A 19731-nucleotide genomic window follows, 5' to 3' on the forward strand; every position below is an offset into this window, starting at 1 on the left:
CCTTATAAAAATCTCATACAGATGATACAAGAAGTGTTCTTTCTACTTCTCATATAAGATATTTATAATGATTAACATATTAGTAATGCATATGTTCACAAAACTGGAGCAATTATTCTAGTTTATCTCACTTCCTTTTCGTTAAGATGAATGTCAATTTAATTAGAATAATCCCTCCTTTATATTATATCTTCACGCGTATTTCTTGATTTTTTACTATAATTGTCCATAAAAAATGATATTCATCATTCTAATAAAATAGAATATCTATTTACTATAATGAACATAAGACATCATTATTGTAAATATTTACATTTTTATTTTATCATAAATTATTACCTTTAAATACCATTATTTTCATAAAATTAACAATAATGTATAAATAAACAACAACGTATAAACAAACATCAATGATAGTATAGGCATAGAAAAATGAGGGTTGCATCTCATAACATCTTTTGTTTATGATTTAGAAACAATAATAAATAAAATAAGAGCCAAGAAGTTAACAAAATTCTTCTTGACTCTTACTCTATTGCTCTTATTAAGCATTATTACAAAAATGAATTTATTCATTTTCCCTTATCCCAAATTCATATCCATTTTCTGTTAAGAGCTCTATGACTTTTTCATAGCTTTTTTCTATTATATTACCGCACTTTATCATATAACTGTTCTCTCCATCGTCAAATTTATTTACACCTATAAGATCGACACAATCAATGCTTTCAAATTCCTCTTCAAACCAATCCGTGAATTCATGAACCATATCACCATAATTTTCTTTGTAATATTCTTCATCTTTTCCCCTGCCTGCATAAAGACCCAATATCATTATTCCACCTATAAGTATGCCACAGGTTTTTTGCCTACCTGCTATTCCATTACATAATCCATTTACACTTCTAATTAAATCTTCATTCACAGTATCTTCGTCATCTAAAGCCATCTTAAGCATAATCTGTGTACAGCAATATCCAATAGCAGATAATTTAAATACTTTAAAAGCAGTTTCATTAGACATCGTAAACCTCCTTACGAGCAATCATTAAAAAATATCCTAATTTTGATTTTGATAAAATGCTTTGAAACCTACTTCCATCAAAAGAGCCACCCTGAGATCCTTTCCAAAAGTTCCTCATGGAATCGTGTTGAAATATTATTTTAAAAACAAGCTGTTTTATATATTTATCATATTTTTCTTCAAGAAGGATATTAAATCCTTTGCTCTTTAAAATGCTTTTTAATTTTGCAATATCATGAGGTCTTTTTAAACAAGTGTTCATGGAATAGCTTTGTAATTCATCTAGATAATCCGTATTATTGATGTATAAATCTGAGATTACAAAATACCCACGTGGACTTAATACTCTATAAACTTCATCTATTGAATTTCTCAAATTGTTCATCAATGATAAAGTGCATTCTGCAAATACACCGCCAAAAGAATCGTTTTCAAATGGAATATCCTCTCCAGAAGCGATCACTATTTCTGAATCTGTGTTTCTCCTTGCTTCTTCTACAAGTTCAAGTGATATATCCAAGCCTTTAGCAGCGATATTATAGTTGTCTTTTAAATATTTAATCGTTGCGCCTTTACCGCAACCTAAATCCAACAGCATGTCTTTATTTTTGAATGCACAATATTCTATGGCTCTTTTCGTTATTTCAAACCCTCCAGGTCTTAGCGTATCACCGAGAGTACTTTGCATTAAAGGACATTCGTATAAATTTTGTGCGGACAACTATTTATCCTCCAATGATTTTTCTACCTCTAAAATTTTACCCCTGGCTAAATATTCTTCTATAAGAACCATCCCACATTTAGGACATTTTAATAGCTCAACTTTAAAATCCGCATCCAAATAAAGAATACTGGTTGTTTCTAATTGTAATTCTTCATTACATTTATCGCATATCCATGGAACATTTGTATTTTCAAGAACCTTCATTACTATTTACCTCCACAACTTCCATCCTATGACTATAAACATTCGTTACTACAACATCTTTTTCCTTCATCTCATATTGAACCCAATACGTTACATTTTCTATTCGTAACCTCGTTAAATAAGATTGATTCGAAGGGTCGTAAAACCTTTCCCTTTTTTCTATGGAATTTTCAACAGATTTTCTTACATCACTAAATACGATATACATTTCTTCCATTTTATCTTGTGCTTGTTCCGTAAAAGTAATATTGTATTTTCCTTCATCGTACATTATTTCTTCACCCCAGATGTCTTTTAGTAATTTCTTTTTAACATACATTCTATTATATTGTCTTTCTGAAAGGGTAGGCATTTTTTGTAAAGCAGATTTTTCAAAATCATCGCTAAACAATAAATCTAGTATGTGAAATGTTCTTTTTCCCCTACTTGTAAACAAGTCTTTGCACATGGTACAATATACAAGCAAATCTTCACTGCTTTCCATTATTCGATCATCGATAAAATCATTAGATTGATCTCTATTAGCAAAGTAGACTAGTCCACCATAGCCGCAGCACTTTGTGAGTTCTTTTGAATACCTTAATTCGTGTACTTCATTATTTAACTTAGAGACAATATTTCTTATGCTCTCTTGCATTCTTGAATGATCTCTTGCTGTACAAGGGTCATGAATATTTAACTTAAGAGTTTGTGAAGAAATTGTATTTTTAGGTAATTCATGTTCATCTATAATTTCCCACAGAGACACATAATTTATTTCATCCATATATTTTTCAAAATTGCTCATACAGCTAGAACAGGCTAATATAAATGTTGGTTTTCCCATTTCAGTCCATGCATTCTTAATTAATGAAGCATTTTCTTCCATTAATTCTGCTTGACCAGCCCAATCAGCAGGTGCACCACAGCAACCAAGCATAAGTCCTACACCTTCATCTATACTATCTGTTAAATACTTATATATATTTTCAATATAATCAGGGTTTGAAGCTGGAAGCTGACAACCAGGATAAAGTACATATTTAATATTCTCTTTTTCCGGTTCCTTTCTATATGTAAAAAATTTCTCACTATTACTAAACTTCATATCCTTTAGTGCAAAGTCATGGGCTGATTGAGGCATTTTTTCTCTTTCAACCATACTCTTCCTTGTTTCTATTATGACTTCTTTCATATCAACATCATAATCGCACATTTTATCACAAAGCCCACATTCTGTGCAGGATAATATCATTTTATTCGCATAATGAGAACCTTTGATTATTCTTTCATTATGGTTAATATTTCTTATATACGATTTTGGAGCTATATCAAATCTCTTAAGATGAACACACTCTTTTATACAATCTCTACATTGACATTTAAAACATCTTGTTGCTTCTTCTATGGCTTCATCCCTAGTTAAGATATGACCACTTTTAATTTTTCTCTCTATTGTTTCTTCGTCATCCGTTTTATAGTTTAAAGCGGTTTTGTAACTTCCTTCATTTTCTCTCGATGCAGTCATGGATGTACCTTTTATATATCGCTCGATAGAAATAGCAGATCTTCTTCCTACACTTACAGAAAAAATGATAGAGTTATTTAAAGCTTCCTCCATTTTTCCAACAAATACATTGCTGCTTTCTACTTGAAAAGTATCCGTGTCAATTTCATATAATGACATCAAATTATTAGCTGCAATAAATACAGCATCGTATTGGCTAATTAAATCCTTTAACTTATTTTCATCTATTAAAGTATTTAAGAAGATAGTTGCATTTTTATCATTTAAAAATTCTAACTCTTCACTTATTAATTCAGAAGTAATGTATTCTCCTTGAAAACTCCATATTCTTCCCCCTACTCTGTCGTTTTTTTCATAGATATCAACACCTATTCCTTTTTTAAGAAGGTCATAGCTCGCTGTGAGCCCTTGTAGCCCACTACCTATTACGGCAACTTTTTTATTTATAGAAGGGATTTTAAATCCTTTTTTAGGTTTCGTATATCCATGATATACTACTGATTTTTCAAGTTCTCCAATTGAAATAACCCCTCCTTTTTTATCTCTAACACAAAGATCTTCGCAGGGGTGGTCGCATATCATACCAATTATTCTCGTAAATGGTATTCTCTTTTCCATTAACTTATATGCTTTATTAAAATTGCCACTTTCAATTTCTTCAGTAAATGATTTTACGTCTAAATGAAGAGGACAGTAAGCAGTACATGCAGGTGGTGCTTCGTTTATACATCGATCACCTATTTCTAACAACTTATCGAGATCCATATTTACCTCCAAAATAAGGTGTGGGGACAGTACGTCCCCATCCCTTTATTTATGTTTTTTTATCACAAGATTGACCTTACATCAAAAGTGTATCTCTTAAGCTTTTAATCCTGCCAATATTTTTTCTGGCAGTGCAGGTAATTTTGTTATTCTTACGCCACAAGCGTCGTAAATAGCATTTACTATTGCCGCATGTGGTGCTGATAATGGCATTTCGCCAACTCCAGATGCTCCTCTTGCTCCGTCAGGTCTTTCTGTTTCTTGGTGAATAATCTTAATATTATCTGGTACATCTTTTATTTGAGGCATTCCTGCTTTCGTAAATGATGTATGGAAGTGAATATCTTCGTAATCTTCTGTCAATGCAAGACCAATACCTTGTGCTAAACCACCGTAAATTTGTCCTTCAACAAGTAATACATTACCAATCTTACCAATATCAGATACGATCGTTAATTGGTCTACAGTTGCTTTACCAGTAGTTGTATTAACTTTAACTTCAGCTAATAAAACACCGTACATGTAGTTTGCAAATGGATCCCCTTGGCCTGTAACAACATCTTGATCTGTTCCAGGTGTAGCCCATTTACCTTCATATTTTGTTGGAAGGCCTGCTGCAACAACTTCATCGTATGTCATGTATGTACCATCAGGTTTTCTAAGTGCATTTACAAGGTTTTCACAAGCAACTCTTGTAGCATTACCAGTAGTTACTGTAGAACGGCTACCACCTGATGGACCTGAGTTAGGTGTTTTTTCCATATCGTTCATAACCAAACGAATTTGTTCAGGAGTTATTCCTAAAGGCATTAATGCGTCATAAGCGTGATATAAAGTACCCATGTCTGCTCCTTGACCATGGTCTTCCCAAGAGTTACCTACACTTACGCCTTTAGGTGTAATTTCTGCCCAAGCTTCAGAAGTATCAACGCCACCTAAGCCTGCACCATAAATTAACAATGAAACACCTGCACCGTATTTAAATTCTCCGCCTTCTTTATTCTTTTCTGCAGCTTTTGCTTTTGCTTCTACATAATAAGGTTTTAATTTATCCATTGCATCGACTAAGCAGAATACTTCTGGTTCGCAACCTTGTGGTGTTGTATCTCCAGGTCTGTATACATTTTTATATCTTAAATCAAATGGGTCAACTCCCATTTTTTCTGCTAGTTCATCTATTAATACTTCTGTTGAGAATAAACTTTGAGGTGAACCATAGCCTCTAAATGCAGAACCCCATTCATGATTTGTTGCTACTGTACGACCATGATTTCTAATATGTGGAATATTGTATCCTGCACCCATAAATTGTGTTCCTCTTATGGTTAATAAGTCTCCAAATTCACAGTATGGACCGTGGTCAACTGAGAAATCACCCTCCATAGCTAAAAGTTTACCGTCTTCATCTGCAGCAAATTTAACATTCATGAAGAATGGAGATCTCTTTCCTGTGTAAGCAAAATGCTGATCTTGTGTAAATTCTAAGTATACAGGTTGTTTTGTTACTAAAGTTGCTACCCCTAAAAGTCCTTCCATTGTTGGACTAAATTTATAACCAAATGTACCACCAGCATTATTTTCAACGATTACATATTTGTCAGGATCAACACCTATACCTTCTGCAGTCATTAGATGATGGAAATGTAAAGCAATACTCTTAGAATGAACAATTAACTTTCCGTCTTCATCCATATACGAGAATCCTGTATCGTTTTCAAGAGGCATATGTGGTTGTCTTCCAACGTAGAAATCATCTTCTACAGTGTATTTTGCTTTGTCAAATATTGGCGCTGTTTCTTCTCCCTTTATTACTCCACAGTCAAAATAAACATTTGGCGTTCCAGGATGGATTTCAATAGCATCTTCTGCCATTGCTTCAAGAGCACTCATATATGCAGGCAATACTTCAAGTTCAACTTTTACTTTTTTACAAGCTTCTTCTGCTATAGAAGGGTCAGTTGACAATACGATGGCTAAAGGATCGCCATATTGGAATATTTTTTTATCGCAAAGTATAGGTCTTTCTTTTCCATCCCCTTTATTTTGAGGGAATGCCAAACCATTAATTCTATTTGTTCCTGGAACATCTTTGTAAGTTAATACTCTATAAACACCTGGCATTTTTTCTGCTTCTGAAGTATCTATAGAAAGAATATTTGCATGTGATACTTCTGCTTGCACTAATTTAGCATGTAATGTTCCTTTAGGAAGTTGAAGTCCTAAATCTGCACCAAAATCCCATGTTCCTGTTACTTTAGCTAAAGCTGATGGTCTAATATATGCAGTACCCATCATTTGAGCGCCTTGTGGAAGTTTGTACCATATGTCTTCTGTCTTAATCTCGCCTCTCATCAATCTAGCTGCGTCCATTACAGCATCTACTATTGGTATGTATCCAGTACATCTACATAAATTTCTATGTTTTTGGAACCAATCTCTAACTCCTTCTCTAGTTGGATTGATGTTTTCTTCTAATAAAGCAACTGCTGACACGATAAAACCAGGAGTACAGAAACCACATTGAGCTGCACCATGAACCATCCATGCTAATTGTAAAGGATGTAGGTTTTCTCTAGAACCGACGCCTTCAATTGTTATAATCTCTGCGTCTTCTTTTACATTTTTCATTCTAGTAATACATGCTCTTACAACTTTACCATTAAGAATTACGGAACACGCACCACATTCCCCTTTGTTACAACCAACTTTTGTACCTGTTAAATGCATTTGTGTTCTTAAAAACTCTGATAATTTTGATTGAGGGTCAACAACAGCTCTTGTTTCAACCCCATTGATAAATAATGTTCTTTTAATCATAATTATCCTCCTTAAATATATTAGTTTACTACTACTATATTTAAAGCAATTTCCATGCCAAACTTTAAAACCTCTGATTTCAACAACCGGAACATGTGTTTGTTATTTTTTTTAACAATGTTCGTCCATTTATTGTTAGAAAATTGAACAAAGTGTCATTTATAATATTTTCATATCTCTATTTATGTGTTCCTTACTTTTGAGATCACAAATGCTATATTTGAATATTGTATTTCTTTATCTTATTATACAATGTATTTCTCCTTATACCAAGAATATCAGCGGAATGTGTAATATTTCCATTGCATCTTCTTATTATTTTTACTAGATGCTCTTTTTCTACAGATTCCATATCCATATTTTCTTCATAACTTTCTTGGCTACAGCGATTTAATCTCTTCATGAAATAGTGTACCGGAAAATTTTCTGTATTAATTATTAATTCAACGATATTTTGAAGCTCTCTTATATTACCTGGCCAATCATATTTTTCCATCATTAATATATTTTCTTCTGTGATATTAATTTTATTTTTATTCAAGTCCATAGAAATTTTATCCATAAAATAATCTAATAATATCCTTATGTCACTTTTTCTTTCTCTTAAAGGAGGAATATACAATGGCAATACATTTAGCCTATAATACAAGTCCTTTCTAAATTTTCCTTCTTCAACATCTTCTTCTAAGTCCCTATTTGTTGATGCAATTATTCTAACATCTACGGGTATCGGCTTTTTACCACCAAGCCTAGTGATAAAACCTTCTTCTAAAGCTCTCAAAAGTTTCACTTGCATGTCTAAGGGCATTTCTCCTATTTCATCCAGTAGAATGGTACCACCATACGCTAATTCAAACTTTCCAGGATTTCCACCTTTTCGAGCTCCTGTAAAAGCACCGTCCTCATATCCAAATAATTCGGATTCAATAAGAGCTTCAGGAATAGCTCCACAATTTATTGCAATAAAGGGTCCATCATTTCTAGAGCTCGAATTATAAATAGATTGTGCAAATAATTCTTTTCCCGTACCGCTTTCGCCCATAATTAAAACGGTCGAACTACTATCTGCTATCTTTTTTGCATATTCAATTATTTTAATTAGATTTCTATCTTGCCCTATAATATTATCAAAATTATACTTATACTTATTTACCTTATGATGATTTGCTCTTTCATTTTTCTTAAAAGTATATACTATTTCAAAACGTTCTTCGTCCTCATTGTAAATTTTATTTGCTTCTAAATCGTATGAGATATCCTTACATGAGGTGATATGAACCTTTTTTACTATGTTTTTATTGGCAAGGAGCATATCTTTTACTTGATGCCATTCATCAATTATTTGACCGATATTATGTTCTTTTAATTTGTTATTTTCTCCAAATATTTCTGCTGCTTTATCATTATACCTTTTTATATTCCCATGTTTATCTGAAGTGATAATACTCTCATTAATAGCATTAAGGACTTTGTTAATACTATTGTATTTTCTTTTTTCTTGTTCATTTTGAGCTTTAACAGCAATCATCTCTTCAATAGCTTTAGCTACTGCAACAACAATTCCAAGAGTGTGAGGATGTACATTTCTTGTATACCCGGTTAAATCCACGACACCAATTACATTGCCGTGACTGTCTTTTATTGGTGCCGCTGAACATGTCCATCTGTGATAAGCGTAAATATAGTGGTCTTCTCCAGTAAGCTGTACGGGATTTCCTGTTTTAATAACATAAGACATGGCATTTGTCCCAATATTTTCTTCATTCATATATGCACCTGGAATCATTTTAAGGCTAAAAGCCTCTGTTAAAATTTTTTCATCTCCCATTGCATTTAGAATACATCCTTCACTGTCCGTTAAAAAAACAAAGAAATCACTTCCCTTTGTAAATTTAATTAGTTCATTTATAAATGGGAGTGCAGTCATAATCATATCTCTGTTCTTCATAAGAATCTTTTGTAAATTTGCATCGCTAATTATTTTATTGCTGTATTTTTGTTCTCTTTTTAGTGCAAGCTGCCTACATCTTTCTTCAGATTCTTTTATTAATACTTTATAATTCCCCTTCATATCATCGCTCCCTTCACCCTCTTTTTAGTACATATCGAACACATTTTCACAGCAGACACCTTTAGTAACAAAAAAATATCTTAACAATAAAAAATACTTAAATATGTTATTGTTGTAATTATATCAATTGCTTCCAGTATTTTCAATATGATAGTAATTTATTACCTCGTTCCTCCTTACAATAATCACAAAGAATGGCTCTTTACTGGTTTAAATTTCTACCAGAACAGAGCCATTCTTTTTCTAAAGCACAGATTTATTTATTTTGCTTTGATTTCTCGTACATCCTTGCGCCTATTAGATTTTAAATTTTCGAATTGCTGATTGTAAATTTTGTGCTAAGTTTGCGAGACCTTCGCTAGCACCTGCTATTTCTTGAATAGATGCAGTTTGTTCTTCCATAGAGGCAGACGCTTCCTCTGTACCTGCAGAATTCTCTTCTGCAATAGCAGTTAAATTCTGTAATGTATTCAAGATTTCATTCTTCATCTTTTCCATTTCTTTACTAGAAACATCTAATTTTTCAACTGCACTTATTGCATCGTTCATAGCTTTTTCAACCATTATGTATTTATCTTTATTATTTTGAACGCTATTATATTGTTCTTCAAATATTGCAGATACTCTATTCATTGATTTTACTGCGCTCCCAACATTTGTTTGAAGCTCAGATATGGTTTCATCAATTGCCATAGTAGATGCAGAGGATTGCTCTGCTAGTTTTCTTATTTCTTCTGCTACTACTGCAAAACCTTTTCCCGCTTCTCCTGCTCTTGCGGCTTCGATAGCTGCATTTAATGCCAATAGATTTGTTTGATCTGCAATGGATTTGATTACGCTGCTAGCTTCTCCAATTTCATCTGAACTACTATTTGTCTGTAAGATGATACTATGAATGTCTTGGATAGCTTGCGTGCTTTCATCTGTTATTTGGATTAGTTTCTCAATTTCTTGTAAACCTTCACCCACTATAGTAGATACTTTTTCTGTAGTAACATTTAAGTTTTTTACATAGTTTAAATCTTGTTCTATGGTTTCACCTAGCTTAGTAGCTCTTGCTGAGCCCTCTTCTGTATTTAGAGCTTGCTCTGCAGCCCCTTTTGCTATTTCTTCTACAGTTTTTGTAACTTCCTCAGCAGTAGTTGCAGATTGTCCAGAGCTTGCCATTAATTCTTCAGAGGCTGCTGCTACTTGTTCAGAAGAATCATTAACTTCATTGACAATCATTCGAAGATTGTCAGTAATACTCTGGAATGATCTTGCCAATTCTCCAGTTTCGTCCTTGCTTTTTAAATCAGCTTCTAAAACATCTCTCGTAAGATCTAAATCGGCAAGGGTTTTTGCAAGAGCGGTTGCGTTAATAATAGGCTTTGCAATTGTATTGCCGATAAGATAGATTATAATTATACTTATGGCTAATACTACAGCAGTTAATAAAATAATTGCCTTCATTAAGGATGGTATTCCTGCTAATATTTCCTCTTCATCTGCGCTCATAATGAGAATCCAATCCGTATTATCAATAGAATCATATGCCGAGTATAATTCTTTCCCTTGGCTATCCTTATACTTGGCTACTCCTGTTTTTTCTTCTAGCACTTTCTTATGAAATTCTCCAGATGCCTTTTCACTGTCATCGGCTTCTGCTGCCTTTATGGGATTAATTTGATTGCTTACTACACTTCGATCTGAGTAGGCAATAATTGTCCCTTCTTTATCCATTATATAGGCTTGACCTGTTTCGCCGTATTTTAACGTATCTGTAATATCACTTAAGGCATTGCCATCTCGGCGTCCTAAAAGTGCTCCTACGATTTTTCCATCTCTTTCAATAGGTGTCGCATATATTAAAACAACTTCACCTGTGGCTGGGCTAATACCAAAATTCAACGCATTCTTATCGCCCTTTAAGGCTTTCCATACAGGGTCTGTTTCTGGCAGCTGGATTGTCCTTCCATCTGTATAAGTTACGGTTCCATCTAATTGCATGATTCCAAAATTAATAAAGTCAGAAACTTCTACTTGTTTTTGCAAAATAGGAACTTGAACCTCTAAGTCCATATTTTGGATTTCGCCTAATTGGGCAAGTACTTCTAGCGTTCTTCTTTGAATTTCCATTCGGTTCTGCACTACTACTGCTCCATCATTAGCAGATGTTATAAGACCTTTTTCTGCTTCCACTGTAACAATTTTACTAGCGCTATTGATGGAGATGATTCCTAAAGCTACAGATGAAAATAAAATAAGTGCAGAAAAATAAACCACTAATTTCATTTTAATACTTCTCATGTTAACTCCCCCTTTTGTTAAAATAAAAAAATCCCTTTTAAAATTAGATAAAAGGGTTTTGTTTATAATATGCAACTGGCTACCTTGCGACAAATAAGTCGGTTAGGCCCATAGCTTTGCGTCCTTACCTTTCGGTAAGTTTGCCCTTAGATGTAATTAAACTGTCAAAAATTTATTTTATTATTTCTATCATAGTTAAAATCTCTTAATAAATCAACACCTATTTTACATATTTCGGCACTTTTTTAATTTAGCTGCGATACATTATACGATTGTTAATCCTATTGTGGTTAAATAATAGATATAAAAGTAGATTTTTTTATTCATGGATCACGTTTAATTCCCTTAATATTCTTTTTATTAGATAAAGTACATCTTTTTTATTTTTGGGGCACAAATAATCCAGTCATATCCACTCCTTCATGCTCTAGTAGCTTTACCTTTTTTTCAATTCCACCTGCATAACCGGTCAGACTTCCGTTGGTGCCTACTACACGATGACAAGGTATAATGATAGATATGGGATTGTGTCCCACAGCACCACCTACAGCTTGAGCAGACATCCTGTTTTTCCCTATGCGTTTTGCAACTTCTTTCGCCATATGACCGTATGTTGTCAGCTCACCATAGGGTATTTCAGTGAGAATTTTCCACACCTGCTGTCTAAACTCACCACCTATAGGAGCAAGAGGTAGCCTAGATATTTTTGGTTTCTTACCAGTGAAATAATCATCTAACCATGCTATACCTTCTTTAAGTATTGGAATATCATCTTTTTCGATAATATTTTTTGGCATTGTGTTTCCGATATATTTCTGTTCGCCAATCCACAGACCAATAATACTATCTTCATCACTTGCAAGCAATATATCCCCAACGGTCGATTTGTAATGTATCGAGTAGTACATTTTCTCCTCCTCTAATTCTATATTTATATTCAACTGCGATTTTCTTTCATCGTATATCTATTATTCTTCGATATTTGAATGTCCTAAAAATAAAGAAATTCTTTTTTGATACTTTATTGTTGGCATGAAGCATAACACTCCTAATGTGCCAAATGCAATCACCCTATTGGAAATGAATCCTTTATCAATATATTCCCAAACAATAACCGAGTTCTTCTAAAAAATAGCGATATTCCTTTTCGCTTTTGTAACTCTGTTGTGCGACAAACTCAGCGGTTCGGCGACATGTCTCTTTGGAAAATTTGAATCTTAGTTGTAACGGACCCACCACCATTCTTATCGTTGGATAATATAAGTTCTCCATGATATTTTGTAATAATGGTGTTTGCTATATATAAACCTAATCCATGATGTCCAGTTTTGGTTCTGCTATCATTATCCATTGTAAATCGCTGTTTTCCATACTTTAGCATTTTTTTAGAAAAACCATTCCCCTGGTCTATTACTTGGATAATGAGATAAGAATTATCAATAAAACCATTAATAATAACACTAGAATTTTTTGAAGAAAACTCTACTGCGTTTGACAAAATGTTCATCAATGCTCTTTCAAATTCATCTTTGTTTCCTTGTATATATAAATCTTCTTCAATATCTATGTTCCATATCATATTGAGATCATAAATTTTTCCAAGAGCCTCTCCCTGGCTTCTTATAAAATTTGTTGTTTTCATAGCGCTGATGATTTCATCAGATTTACGATAATCAATTTCTTTTTTTGTAATAGTCAGCAAACTTTTTAGATATCCCTCCATGTGTTCACTACTTTCCTCAATATAACCGCAATAAGATTTCTGCTCATTTGTCAAATTTGTTTCACCAAGTAATCCAACATTCCCTTTAATTATCGTTAAAGGCGTTTTTATATCGTGTGCTAAAGCTGATATTTGTTCTCTCTTTTGCTGTTCTACTGACCATTGTTCTTCTAGGGCCTTTTTTAATGAGTTTTTCATCTTATCAATCCCTTTAAGAACCATGCTGATTTCTTCTATATTACTCGTACCTACATTAAAATCTAAGTTCTGTTCTTGTATTTTTGCCATTGGTATTAGAAGGGTTTTTAATTCATTATTAACCTTTTTGGCAAATCGATTAGACCACAAAATGATCAAAGCTATAAGCTGAATAAAAAATACAATCACTATTGTCAACTCAGCATTAGGTAAAGTTCTCCTTAAAATTTCATTTCTATATTGCGCAGTTAAAGGATAGGTAATAATCAATATCCCCTCATCACGATCAATCGTTATTATATACTTTTCTAAACCTGTTGATGTTTTTCCTTGTTGATATCTATCCCAGTTTATTTTTATATCCTTAGAAGAAAAATTTCCATATAGAAAATCTCCTTCCTCAGAATAAACACCAAAATTACACATTGGAGTCAATAGTTCTATGGTCACCCTAGGTAAATTCTTTAACTCATCGTAATTACTTTGAATTATTTTTTCTGAATAATTTGCTGGATAAACTCCAATGGAGGCTACAATGAACAAGTAATAGTTCACTAATATTAAAATAATAATAAGTAAACCAAGGGATACAACATATTTAATAAAAGTTGTACGTAGTTTTGTACTTTTTCTTATTCCCATTTATACCCTATTCCCCAAACTGTCTTTATAGGTTCTTCTTTAAATTGAGTAAACTTAGCTCGTATGTTTTTTATATGTTCAACAATTGCACTTAAATTACTCTCTCTCTCATATCCAAAAACAACTTCAAATATTTGTTCCTTAGAAAATGTCTTGCCTCGATTAAGAGCTAAGTATTCACTTATTTCATATTCACTTTTTGTAAGTGGTACCTTATTATCTAATACAAAACACTCTTTACTGGAAATTGAAAACCTAATATTATCAATAATTACAGAGTTGATTTTTTCTCGTTGTTCTCTCCTAATATGAGCATCTACCCTTGCACGGAGTTCTTGAACTCCGAAGGGTTTCATCAAAAAATCATCTCCTCCTAACCCCAATCCTTTAATGATATCTGTTTCGTCTGATTTTGCAGTAAGAAATAAAATAGGTGAATCGACCGATCCTCTTATTCTAGTGCATAATTGAAAACCATCAATATTAGGCATCATTATGTCTAATATTATGAGATGATAGTAGCTTAAATTTTCTTGAAAAACCTTTTCTGGCTCGTTTATTTTTTTGACAAAATGCCCACTTTTATTTAGTACATTCTCAATTAAATCTAAAATGGATTTATCGTCATCTACAGCTAAAATATTCGCCACAATAATTCTCCTATTCCTCTGACTTTTCCCCTTCCCACTTTGTATACCATGCTACTATAATTATCAAAGATAGTATTGTTCCAACAATAGATATCATGATTCCTAAGGTTAAAGCTGGGTCTCTAAAAGCGCCACCACTATCTTGATATTTCATAAGTAAAGAGCTAATAAATCTGATACTCCATGAACTAGGTAAAAAGGGCCACCTGCCATCTCCCATGCCTGTTAAAAACAATGCTGATATAAGGGATTCTACAATTCCTATCCCAATGGAAATCCCCTTCGAGAATCTTAAACTTAAAAAGAAATGCAAAATATATAAAAAAATATTACTACATATTAATACTCCCGCAACCTTTAAATACATAGTAAAAGGAAATATTATGTCCTCTATAAAGGTATACCCTATATAAAAACCTAAAACGGCTATAATTGTACTAAGCGCTCCAAATGCCAGCACTAAAATAAGTTTGCTTAAAAATGATAAACACCTTGTTTCTGAGCTTGCCAAAAGATTTCTATAACATCCTGCCACATACTCTTGATCGGCCATCATTGAAGTAATTATCCCGATTAATATGGGAAAAATCATACATAATACTTGTAAATATGCCGAAATTTTACTCATACTGTCCCAGGGAGAGTATAAATAATAACTTAAAAATAGTATCAGTCCTAAAATAGGTATGTATAAGTGCATCCACACAATCTGAGTAGATTTTAATTTCATTATATCAGCTTTTAGGAGTTTTTCTAACTGTAGCATTTTAAATTGCCTCTCTTTTCCTAAACCACAGGGATGTCAAAATAGTTAATATAATAAAAATAATAATACTAATCACAGTATCTCTTATAACCATATCTCCGTTTAGGTGAAGACTGCTTTCTGATACTGGAAGACCATTAGGTAAAATATGAAGAACTGGAGCCATTAATGCGGATGATGTCCTATATGGAAAAAATTTCAATATTGAAGTTGTATCGAAGGATAGTACTCCAATCATTGTCATAGCTATATTAAAGAGAACGGCAACAAACATATTAAATTGTACCGTCAAAAACATGCTAAGTGGTATATTAAATAAGAATGTTAGTATTAATATCACTGTTGCAAGAATATTTGATTTTAATGGGATAATTGATTCAAATATAAGACCAATACCATGAATCCCTACCATAAAGATCACACTAGAGAATACAAATAGAATACTAATATAGAGTATTTTTCCGAACCAAACTGTACCTTTATCTTGTGGATATAAAGACACTCCTTTATAGGAAATATCCTTCTCCCTTGTAATTATCTGGGCAGAAATAATCGCTAACATCCCTGGAAGAAACATTACATACCACCAATTATACGCTCCATTTTGACCTCCACCCCATAATGTACATAATAAAAGTGTAAACAGAGGTGTTATTATAGCAAACTTATTTACAGTTGTTCTTTTACTTTTTAAAAATTCTGCTCTAATAATATCCCTCATTGTCTTGTACCTCTATTTCTTCGTACAATATCCATAAATATTTTTTCAAGATCATCCTTCTTATTTATTTTGCCTGTATGTCCAATAATGCCGTTGGATATAATTCCTATTTCATCAGCTACTTGTGCTACTTCTGATAGAATATGACTCGATAAGATTACTGTCATTCCTTGAGGAGGAAAAGATCTAATTAACTTTCTTAATTCTTCTATGCCAATGGGATCTAATCCATTTGTAGGCTCATCTAAGATTAATAGTTTGGGTTTATTGATAATAGCAATACCAATACCTAGCCTCTGTTTCATTCCCATGGAAAAATTCTTTACTTTCTTCTTTCCTACGTTTTCAAGATCAATTATATTTAAGACTTCTTCTGCTCTAGTATCAGAGAGACCATACAATGTACAAGCAACTTTTAGGTTCTCCATAGCTGTTAAATTTGGATATACAGCGGGACTCTCAATTAATGCTCCAATATCTTTTAAATCTGCCCTACTCCATGGACGATTTTCAAATAATATTTCTCCAGAGTTTGGTGTCATAATCCCTATTATCATTTTTAGCATAGTAGATTTTCCTGCACCATTTGGTCCAAGCAATCCAAATACAGAATTCTTCCTAATAGACAATGAAGTATTGTCTACAACAATTTGGTTTTTAAATTTCTTCGTTAAGCCTTTTGTTTGTAAAATATAATCTGACATCCTAATTACCTCCTGTTTTTATCCTGCATTTCGTCTTTAATTAAAGTATAGAAGGTAATTATAAGGAATTTATAAGGATTTAAAATAAAATAGAATCTTTCTTTGTATCTGCATTGTCTATTTGTAATAAAAACGCAAAAATGCCCGACTGAGAATACAGTCGGCATTTTTAGTTATTATCAGCTAATATATCTTCTCTTTATACTTTTTATCAATCTTTTGTGTCTGCCTCCCGCTTTACGATCTTATGGAATCAATTATATTTTGATTCTTTAATTTATGAGCTGCATATCTTGTAGTACTCCAGGTTATTATAAATACTACCAATACACATAGTATTATTGAAAGCCATGGCATTTTATACGGTATTGGGAATATTGTTCGGATAGGTAAATTGACAAAAAAAGTCACGGCCATACCAATAGGAATTCCATATAAAAGGGCTTTGATAGAACATAGTATACTTTCATAGTTCAACATCCGTCTCAGGCTTTCTGGTGTCATACCTACACTTTTTAACACTGCAAATTCTCGTGAGCGCATCAATACATTGGTTGATAATGTACTAATAACATTTGTAAGTCCAATGAGCATAAGTAATGCTACAAAACTATACATAAATACTGCTGCCAACGAAATTGCAATATTCATAACCTTTATATAATCATTGATTTTGTAAACTCGTGTATTAAATCCTTCCTCCATATAAGAAGAATTCACCTCACTCGGGAATACATCCTCCAGTACTTTGTTTGAATGCTCGATAAATCCATCTATGTCCGCAGGTGCAGAGTACCAGGAGAAGCCTCGAACCATCGCCTTTGGCACAACCAGACGTACTGGATTTGTATTCGGGTAAAAAAGTTCTTGAGGAATTTGCTCCTGTGTTAAGATTCCTTGTATGAGTATATCCAAGATACTTCCATTGGCTTTTACAAGCTCCATTTTTTTTATAGATGACAAGAAAGGTTCCAGGCTCACTTCATGTCCAAAGTCATTATAGCTATAATGATTCAATAGAATTGTAGACCCAATTGGAACTTTAGCTTTCTCACAGAGCTTTGCATAATTTTTCTGATCCAGCGTGATGATCTCTACAGGAAATTCATAGTTTAGCCGTGCCTCATCTTCAAATGCCTCCTGCATCTTGACGGAAATTAATTCTTTGGATAAAACAGTATAATACGTATCCATATCATTTCCTATCCCAAATACACTAGTATCTTCAAACTCTTCTAATTTTTGTGTTACTCTATTTGCCGATTCACTATCAATGGGATGTAAATATATGGTTTTCTCTCTTCCAGTTCCCTCATCTATTTCATTTGCATAATCAGAAATATACTCAGATATCACCGTTTGATCCATACCTGGATTCATATAATCTTCTATCGCATTGGCTTGACTTTGTAACCCACCAAGGCTTATAAACAAAATCACACCAACAGAAAGAGAAATCACCGTTGCGCGAAAATTACGATGATTCCGTTTTAAGTTTTTATCAGCAAGTGTTCCTTCAAATCCAAACAATTTCTCCACCAAGTAGCTCGTGCCTAAGGGCTTTGTATTTATCCTTGTTTCTCCTGCTCCGCGTATACACTCTATCGCCGGAACTTTTGCAGCTTTATGTGCTGGACGCCAAGCTGAATACATCACAGTCATAAAACAGAGGACTGCAGACAGAAGTATTGCCTGCCATGAGAATACGAAATGCAAAGACAGATTGATTTCATTAATCATGATATGAGCCAAACTATTCAAATCACCAAAGAAATGATTTGCAACATGAATTCCAGCAAAAGCTAGAATCAGACCTAAGCAAATCCCCACTGGAATGCCAATTGCACAAAGCCAAATACTCTCATACATAACAGTATCTAAAATTTGTTTTTGGGTTGCACCAGTGCATTTCATGATTCCAAACTCTGTAACTCGTTCCTGCGCACTTATTCGAAAGACATTCGATACAACTGTCACAGACATAGCAATAATGAGGACTCCAAAAATAACAGCCGGAATCAGCAATAACATCAGATAACTTTTGCCATACACACCATAATTCTCGCCTAAAAAATCTACAAGCATTGCATTGCCACTGGAAACAAAACTGCAAATAGCAGTTGTCAAGGCTGTTGACAGTGCTATTGCAATCAGGGTCCATAGTGTTCTGGATCGATTTATTTTCAGTTGACTATATGCTAATTTTGCAGTTATTTTCATGGTTTCATCACCTCATCTGAAAGAATTTTTCCATCTCCTATGGTGATGATGCGATCTGCCTGCAAAGCTATTTTCTCATCGTGAGTAATAAGAAGCAGTGTCTGACGACATTTTTTGTTTGCGAATTTAAGAAGATCTATGATCTCATGACTTGTCTTACTATCCAGATTACCTGTTGGTTCATCTGCAAGAATAAATGCAGGATCATTGATCATTGCTCTTCCTACGGACACCCTTTGCTGTTGTCCACCTGACAATTGACTTGGCAAATGCTTTGCACGCTCGGAAAGTCCAATCATTTCTAAAATAGAGGAAAGTTTATCCCTATCATCCCCTCGGTTATCAAGTAAACGAGGGAGCATTATATTTTCTTCTGCTGTAAGTGTTGGGATTAAATTATAAAATTGATATATCATACCAATATTTCGTCTGCGAAAAATTGCGAGCTCACTTTCACTCAGCTTAAAAATTTCTCTTTTGTCAATAAATATGCTTCCCTCTGTTGGTCTGTCAATTCCCCCTATTAAATTCATAAGCGTTGATTTTCCAGATCCTGATGCACCAATTATTGCAACAAATTCTCCCTTATTCACACTGAAACTAACATGATCTAGTGCGGTAATCTTTGTATCTTCACTACCATATATTTTTGTAAGTCTTTTGACCTCTAATACAGCCATTTCTTTTCCCTCCTATATTTTATGAA

Annotated in this window: 15 protein-coding genes and 1 riboswitch; all 15 genes read right to left on the minus strand. The window is 33.3% G+C overall.

The annotated features are described in order from the left end of the window. Window positions 1–568: 568 nt before the first annotated feature. On the minus strand, window positions 569–1024 hold the full coding sequence (locus DES36_RS06130; RefSeq protein WP_113920341.1) for a DVU_1555 family C-GCAxxG-C-C protein: 456 nt from the start codon (window positions 1022–1024) through the stop codon (window positions 569–571). Further along, complete coding sequence (gene trsM, locus DES36_RS06135) at window positions 1017–1745, minus strand: DVU_1556 family methyltransferase (protein ID WP_113920342.1); 729 nt, start codon at window positions 1743–1745, stop codon at window positions 1017–1019. The genes DES36_RS06130 and trsM overlap by 8 nt, the downstream gene beginning before the upstream one ends. Continuing rightward, on the minus strand, window positions 1746–1952 hold the full coding sequence (locus DES36_RS06140; RefSeq protein ID WP_113920343.1) for a DVU_1557 family redox protein: 207 nt from the start codon (window positions 1950–1952) through the stop codon (window positions 1746–1748). Then, entirely contained in the window at window positions 1939–4224 is a 2286-nt protein-coding gene (locus DES36_RS06145; RefSeq protein ID WP_113920344.1) for a pyridine nucleotide-disulfide oxidoreductase/dicluster-binding protein, read from the minus strand. The genes DES36_RS06140 and DES36_RS06145 overlap by 14 nt, the downstream gene beginning before the upstream one ends. Before the next feature lie 96 nt (window positions 4225–4320). After that, on the minus strand, window positions 4321–7041 hold the full coding sequence (locus DES36_RS06150) for a molybdopterin-dependent aldehyde oxidoreductase (RefSeq protein ID WP_113920345.1): 2721 nt from the start codon (window positions 7039–7041) through the stop codon (window positions 4321–4323). Window positions 7042–7255: 214 nt separating this feature from the next. Continuing rightward, window positions 7256–9112: a sigma-54-dependent Fis family transcriptional regulator gene (locus DES36_RS06155; RefSeq protein WP_113920346.1), complete on the minus strand. Its 1857-nt coding sequence runs from the start codon at window positions 9110–9112 to the stop codon at window positions 7256–7258. Window positions 9113–9409: 297 nt separating this feature from the next. Beyond that, window positions 9410–11401, minus strand: coding sequence for a methyl-accepting chemotaxis protein (locus tag DES36_RS06160; RefSeq protein ID WP_113920347.1), 1992 nt, complete (start codon window positions 11399–11401; stop codon window positions 9410–9412). A gap of 67 nt (window positions 11402–11468) precedes the next feature. After that, window positions 11469–11556, minus strand: a riboswitch (cyclic di-GMP riboswitch). 225 nt (window positions 11557–11781) lie between these two features. Beyond that, a complete protein-coding gene (locus tag DES36_RS06165; protein ID WP_113920348.1) occupies window positions 11782–12309 on the minus strand; it encodes a methylated-DNA--[protein]-cysteine S-methyltransferase in 528 nt (175 codons plus the stop codon). A 269-nt stretch (window positions 12310–12578) separates the two neighbouring features. Next, on the minus strand, window positions 12579–13964 hold the full coding sequence (locus tag DES36_RS06170) for a HAMP domain-containing sensor histidine kinase (RefSeq protein ID WP_113920349.1): 1386 nt from the start codon (window positions 13962–13964) through the stop codon (window positions 12579–12581). Next, a complete protein-coding gene (locus DES36_RS06175; RefSeq protein ID WP_113920350.1) occupies window positions 13955–14614 on the minus strand; it encodes a response regulator transcription factor in 660 nt (219 codons plus the stop codon). Before DES36_RS06175 ends, DES36_RS06170 begins: the two co-directional genes overlap by 10 nt. 10 nt (window positions 14615–14624) lie before the next feature. Next, entirely contained in the window at window positions 14625–15380 is a 756-nt protein-coding gene (locus DES36_RS06180) for a lantibiotic immunity ABC transporter MutG family permease subunit (RefSeq protein WP_113920351.1), read from the minus strand. A 1-nt stretch (window position 15381) separates the two neighbouring features. Beyond that, window positions 15382–16101, minus strand: a complete 720-nt coding sequence (locus DES36_RS06185) for a lantibiotic immunity ABC transporter MutE/EpiE family permease subunit (RefSeq protein WP_113920352.1) — start codon at window positions 16099–16101, stop codon at window positions 15382–15384. After that, entirely contained in the window at window positions 16098–16805 is a 708-nt protein-coding gene (locus DES36_RS06190) for a lantibiotic protection ABC transporter ATP-binding protein (protein ID WP_113920353.1), read from the minus strand. Before DES36_RS06190 ends, DES36_RS06185 begins: the two co-directional genes overlap by 4 nt. Before the next feature lie 237 nt (window positions 16806–17042). Further along, entirely contained in the window at window positions 17043–19025 is a 1983-nt protein-coding gene (locus DES36_RS06195) for an FtsX-like permease family protein (RefSeq protein ID WP_113920354.1), read from the minus strand. Next, a complete protein-coding gene (locus DES36_RS06200) occupies window positions 19022–19705 on the minus strand; it encodes an ABC transporter ATP-binding protein (RefSeq protein ID WP_113920355.1) in 684 nt (227 codons plus the stop codon). The genes DES36_RS06195 and DES36_RS06200 overlap by 4 nt, the downstream gene beginning before the upstream one ends. Window positions 19706–19731 lie beyond the last annotated feature (26 nt).

Source organism: Alkalibaculum bacchi (assembly GCF_003317055.1).
Taxonomy (GTDB): Bacteria; Bacillota; Clostridia; order Eubacteriales; family Alkalibacteraceae; genus Alkalibaculum; species Alkalibaculum bacchi.

Coding starts and splice junctions, on each gene's coding strand:
- DES36_RS06185 (WP_113920352.1), bottom strand. CDS start 16,101: ATGAGGGATATTATTAGAGCAGAATTTTTAAAAAGTAAAAGAACAACT.
- DES36_RS06190 (WP_113920353.1), bottom strand. CDS start 16,805: ATGTCAGATTATATTTTACAAACAAAAGGCTTAACGAAGAAATTTAAA.
- DES36_RS06155 (WP_113920346.1), bottom strand. CDS start 9,112: ATGAAGGGGAATTATAAAGTATTAATAAAAGAATCTGAAGAAAGATGT.
- DES36_RS06140 (WP_113920343.1), bottom strand. CDS start 1,952: ATGAAGGTTCTTGAAAATACAAATGTTCCATGGATATGCGATAAATGT.
- DES36_RS06170 (WP_113920349.1), bottom strand. CDS start 13,964: ATGGGAATAAGAAAAAGTACAAAACTACGTACAACTTTTATTAAATAT.
- DES36_RS06160 (WP_113920347.1), bottom strand. CDS start 11,401: ATGAGAAGTATTAAAATGAAATTAGTGGTTTATTTTTCTGCACTTATT.
- DES36_RS06195 (WP_113920354.1), bottom strand. CDS start 19,025: ATGAAAATAACTGCAAAATTAGCATATAGTCAACTGAAAATAAATCGA.
- DES36_RS06150 (WP_113920345.1), bottom strand. CDS start 7,041: ATGATTAAAAGAACATTATTTATCAATGGGGTTGAAACAAGAGCTGTT.
- DES36_RS06165 (WP_113920348.1), bottom strand. CDS start 12,309: ATGTACTACTCGATACATTACAAATCGACCGTTGGGGATATATTGCTT.
- DES36_RS06130 (WP_113920341.1), bottom strand. CDS start 1,024: ATGTCTAATGAAACTGCTTTTAAAGTATTTAAATTATCTGCTATTGGA.
- DES36_RS06145 (WP_113920344.1), bottom strand. CDS start 4,224: ATGGATCTCGATAAGTTGTTAGAAATAGGTGATCGATGTATAAACGAA.
- DES36_RS06200 (WP_113920355.1), bottom strand. CDS start 19,705: ATGGCTGTATTAGAGGTCAAAAGACTTACAAAAATATATGGTAGTGAA.
- DES36_RS06180 (WP_113920351.1), bottom strand. CDS start 15,380: ATGCTACAGTTAGAAAAACTCCTAAAAGCTGATATAATGAAATTAAAA.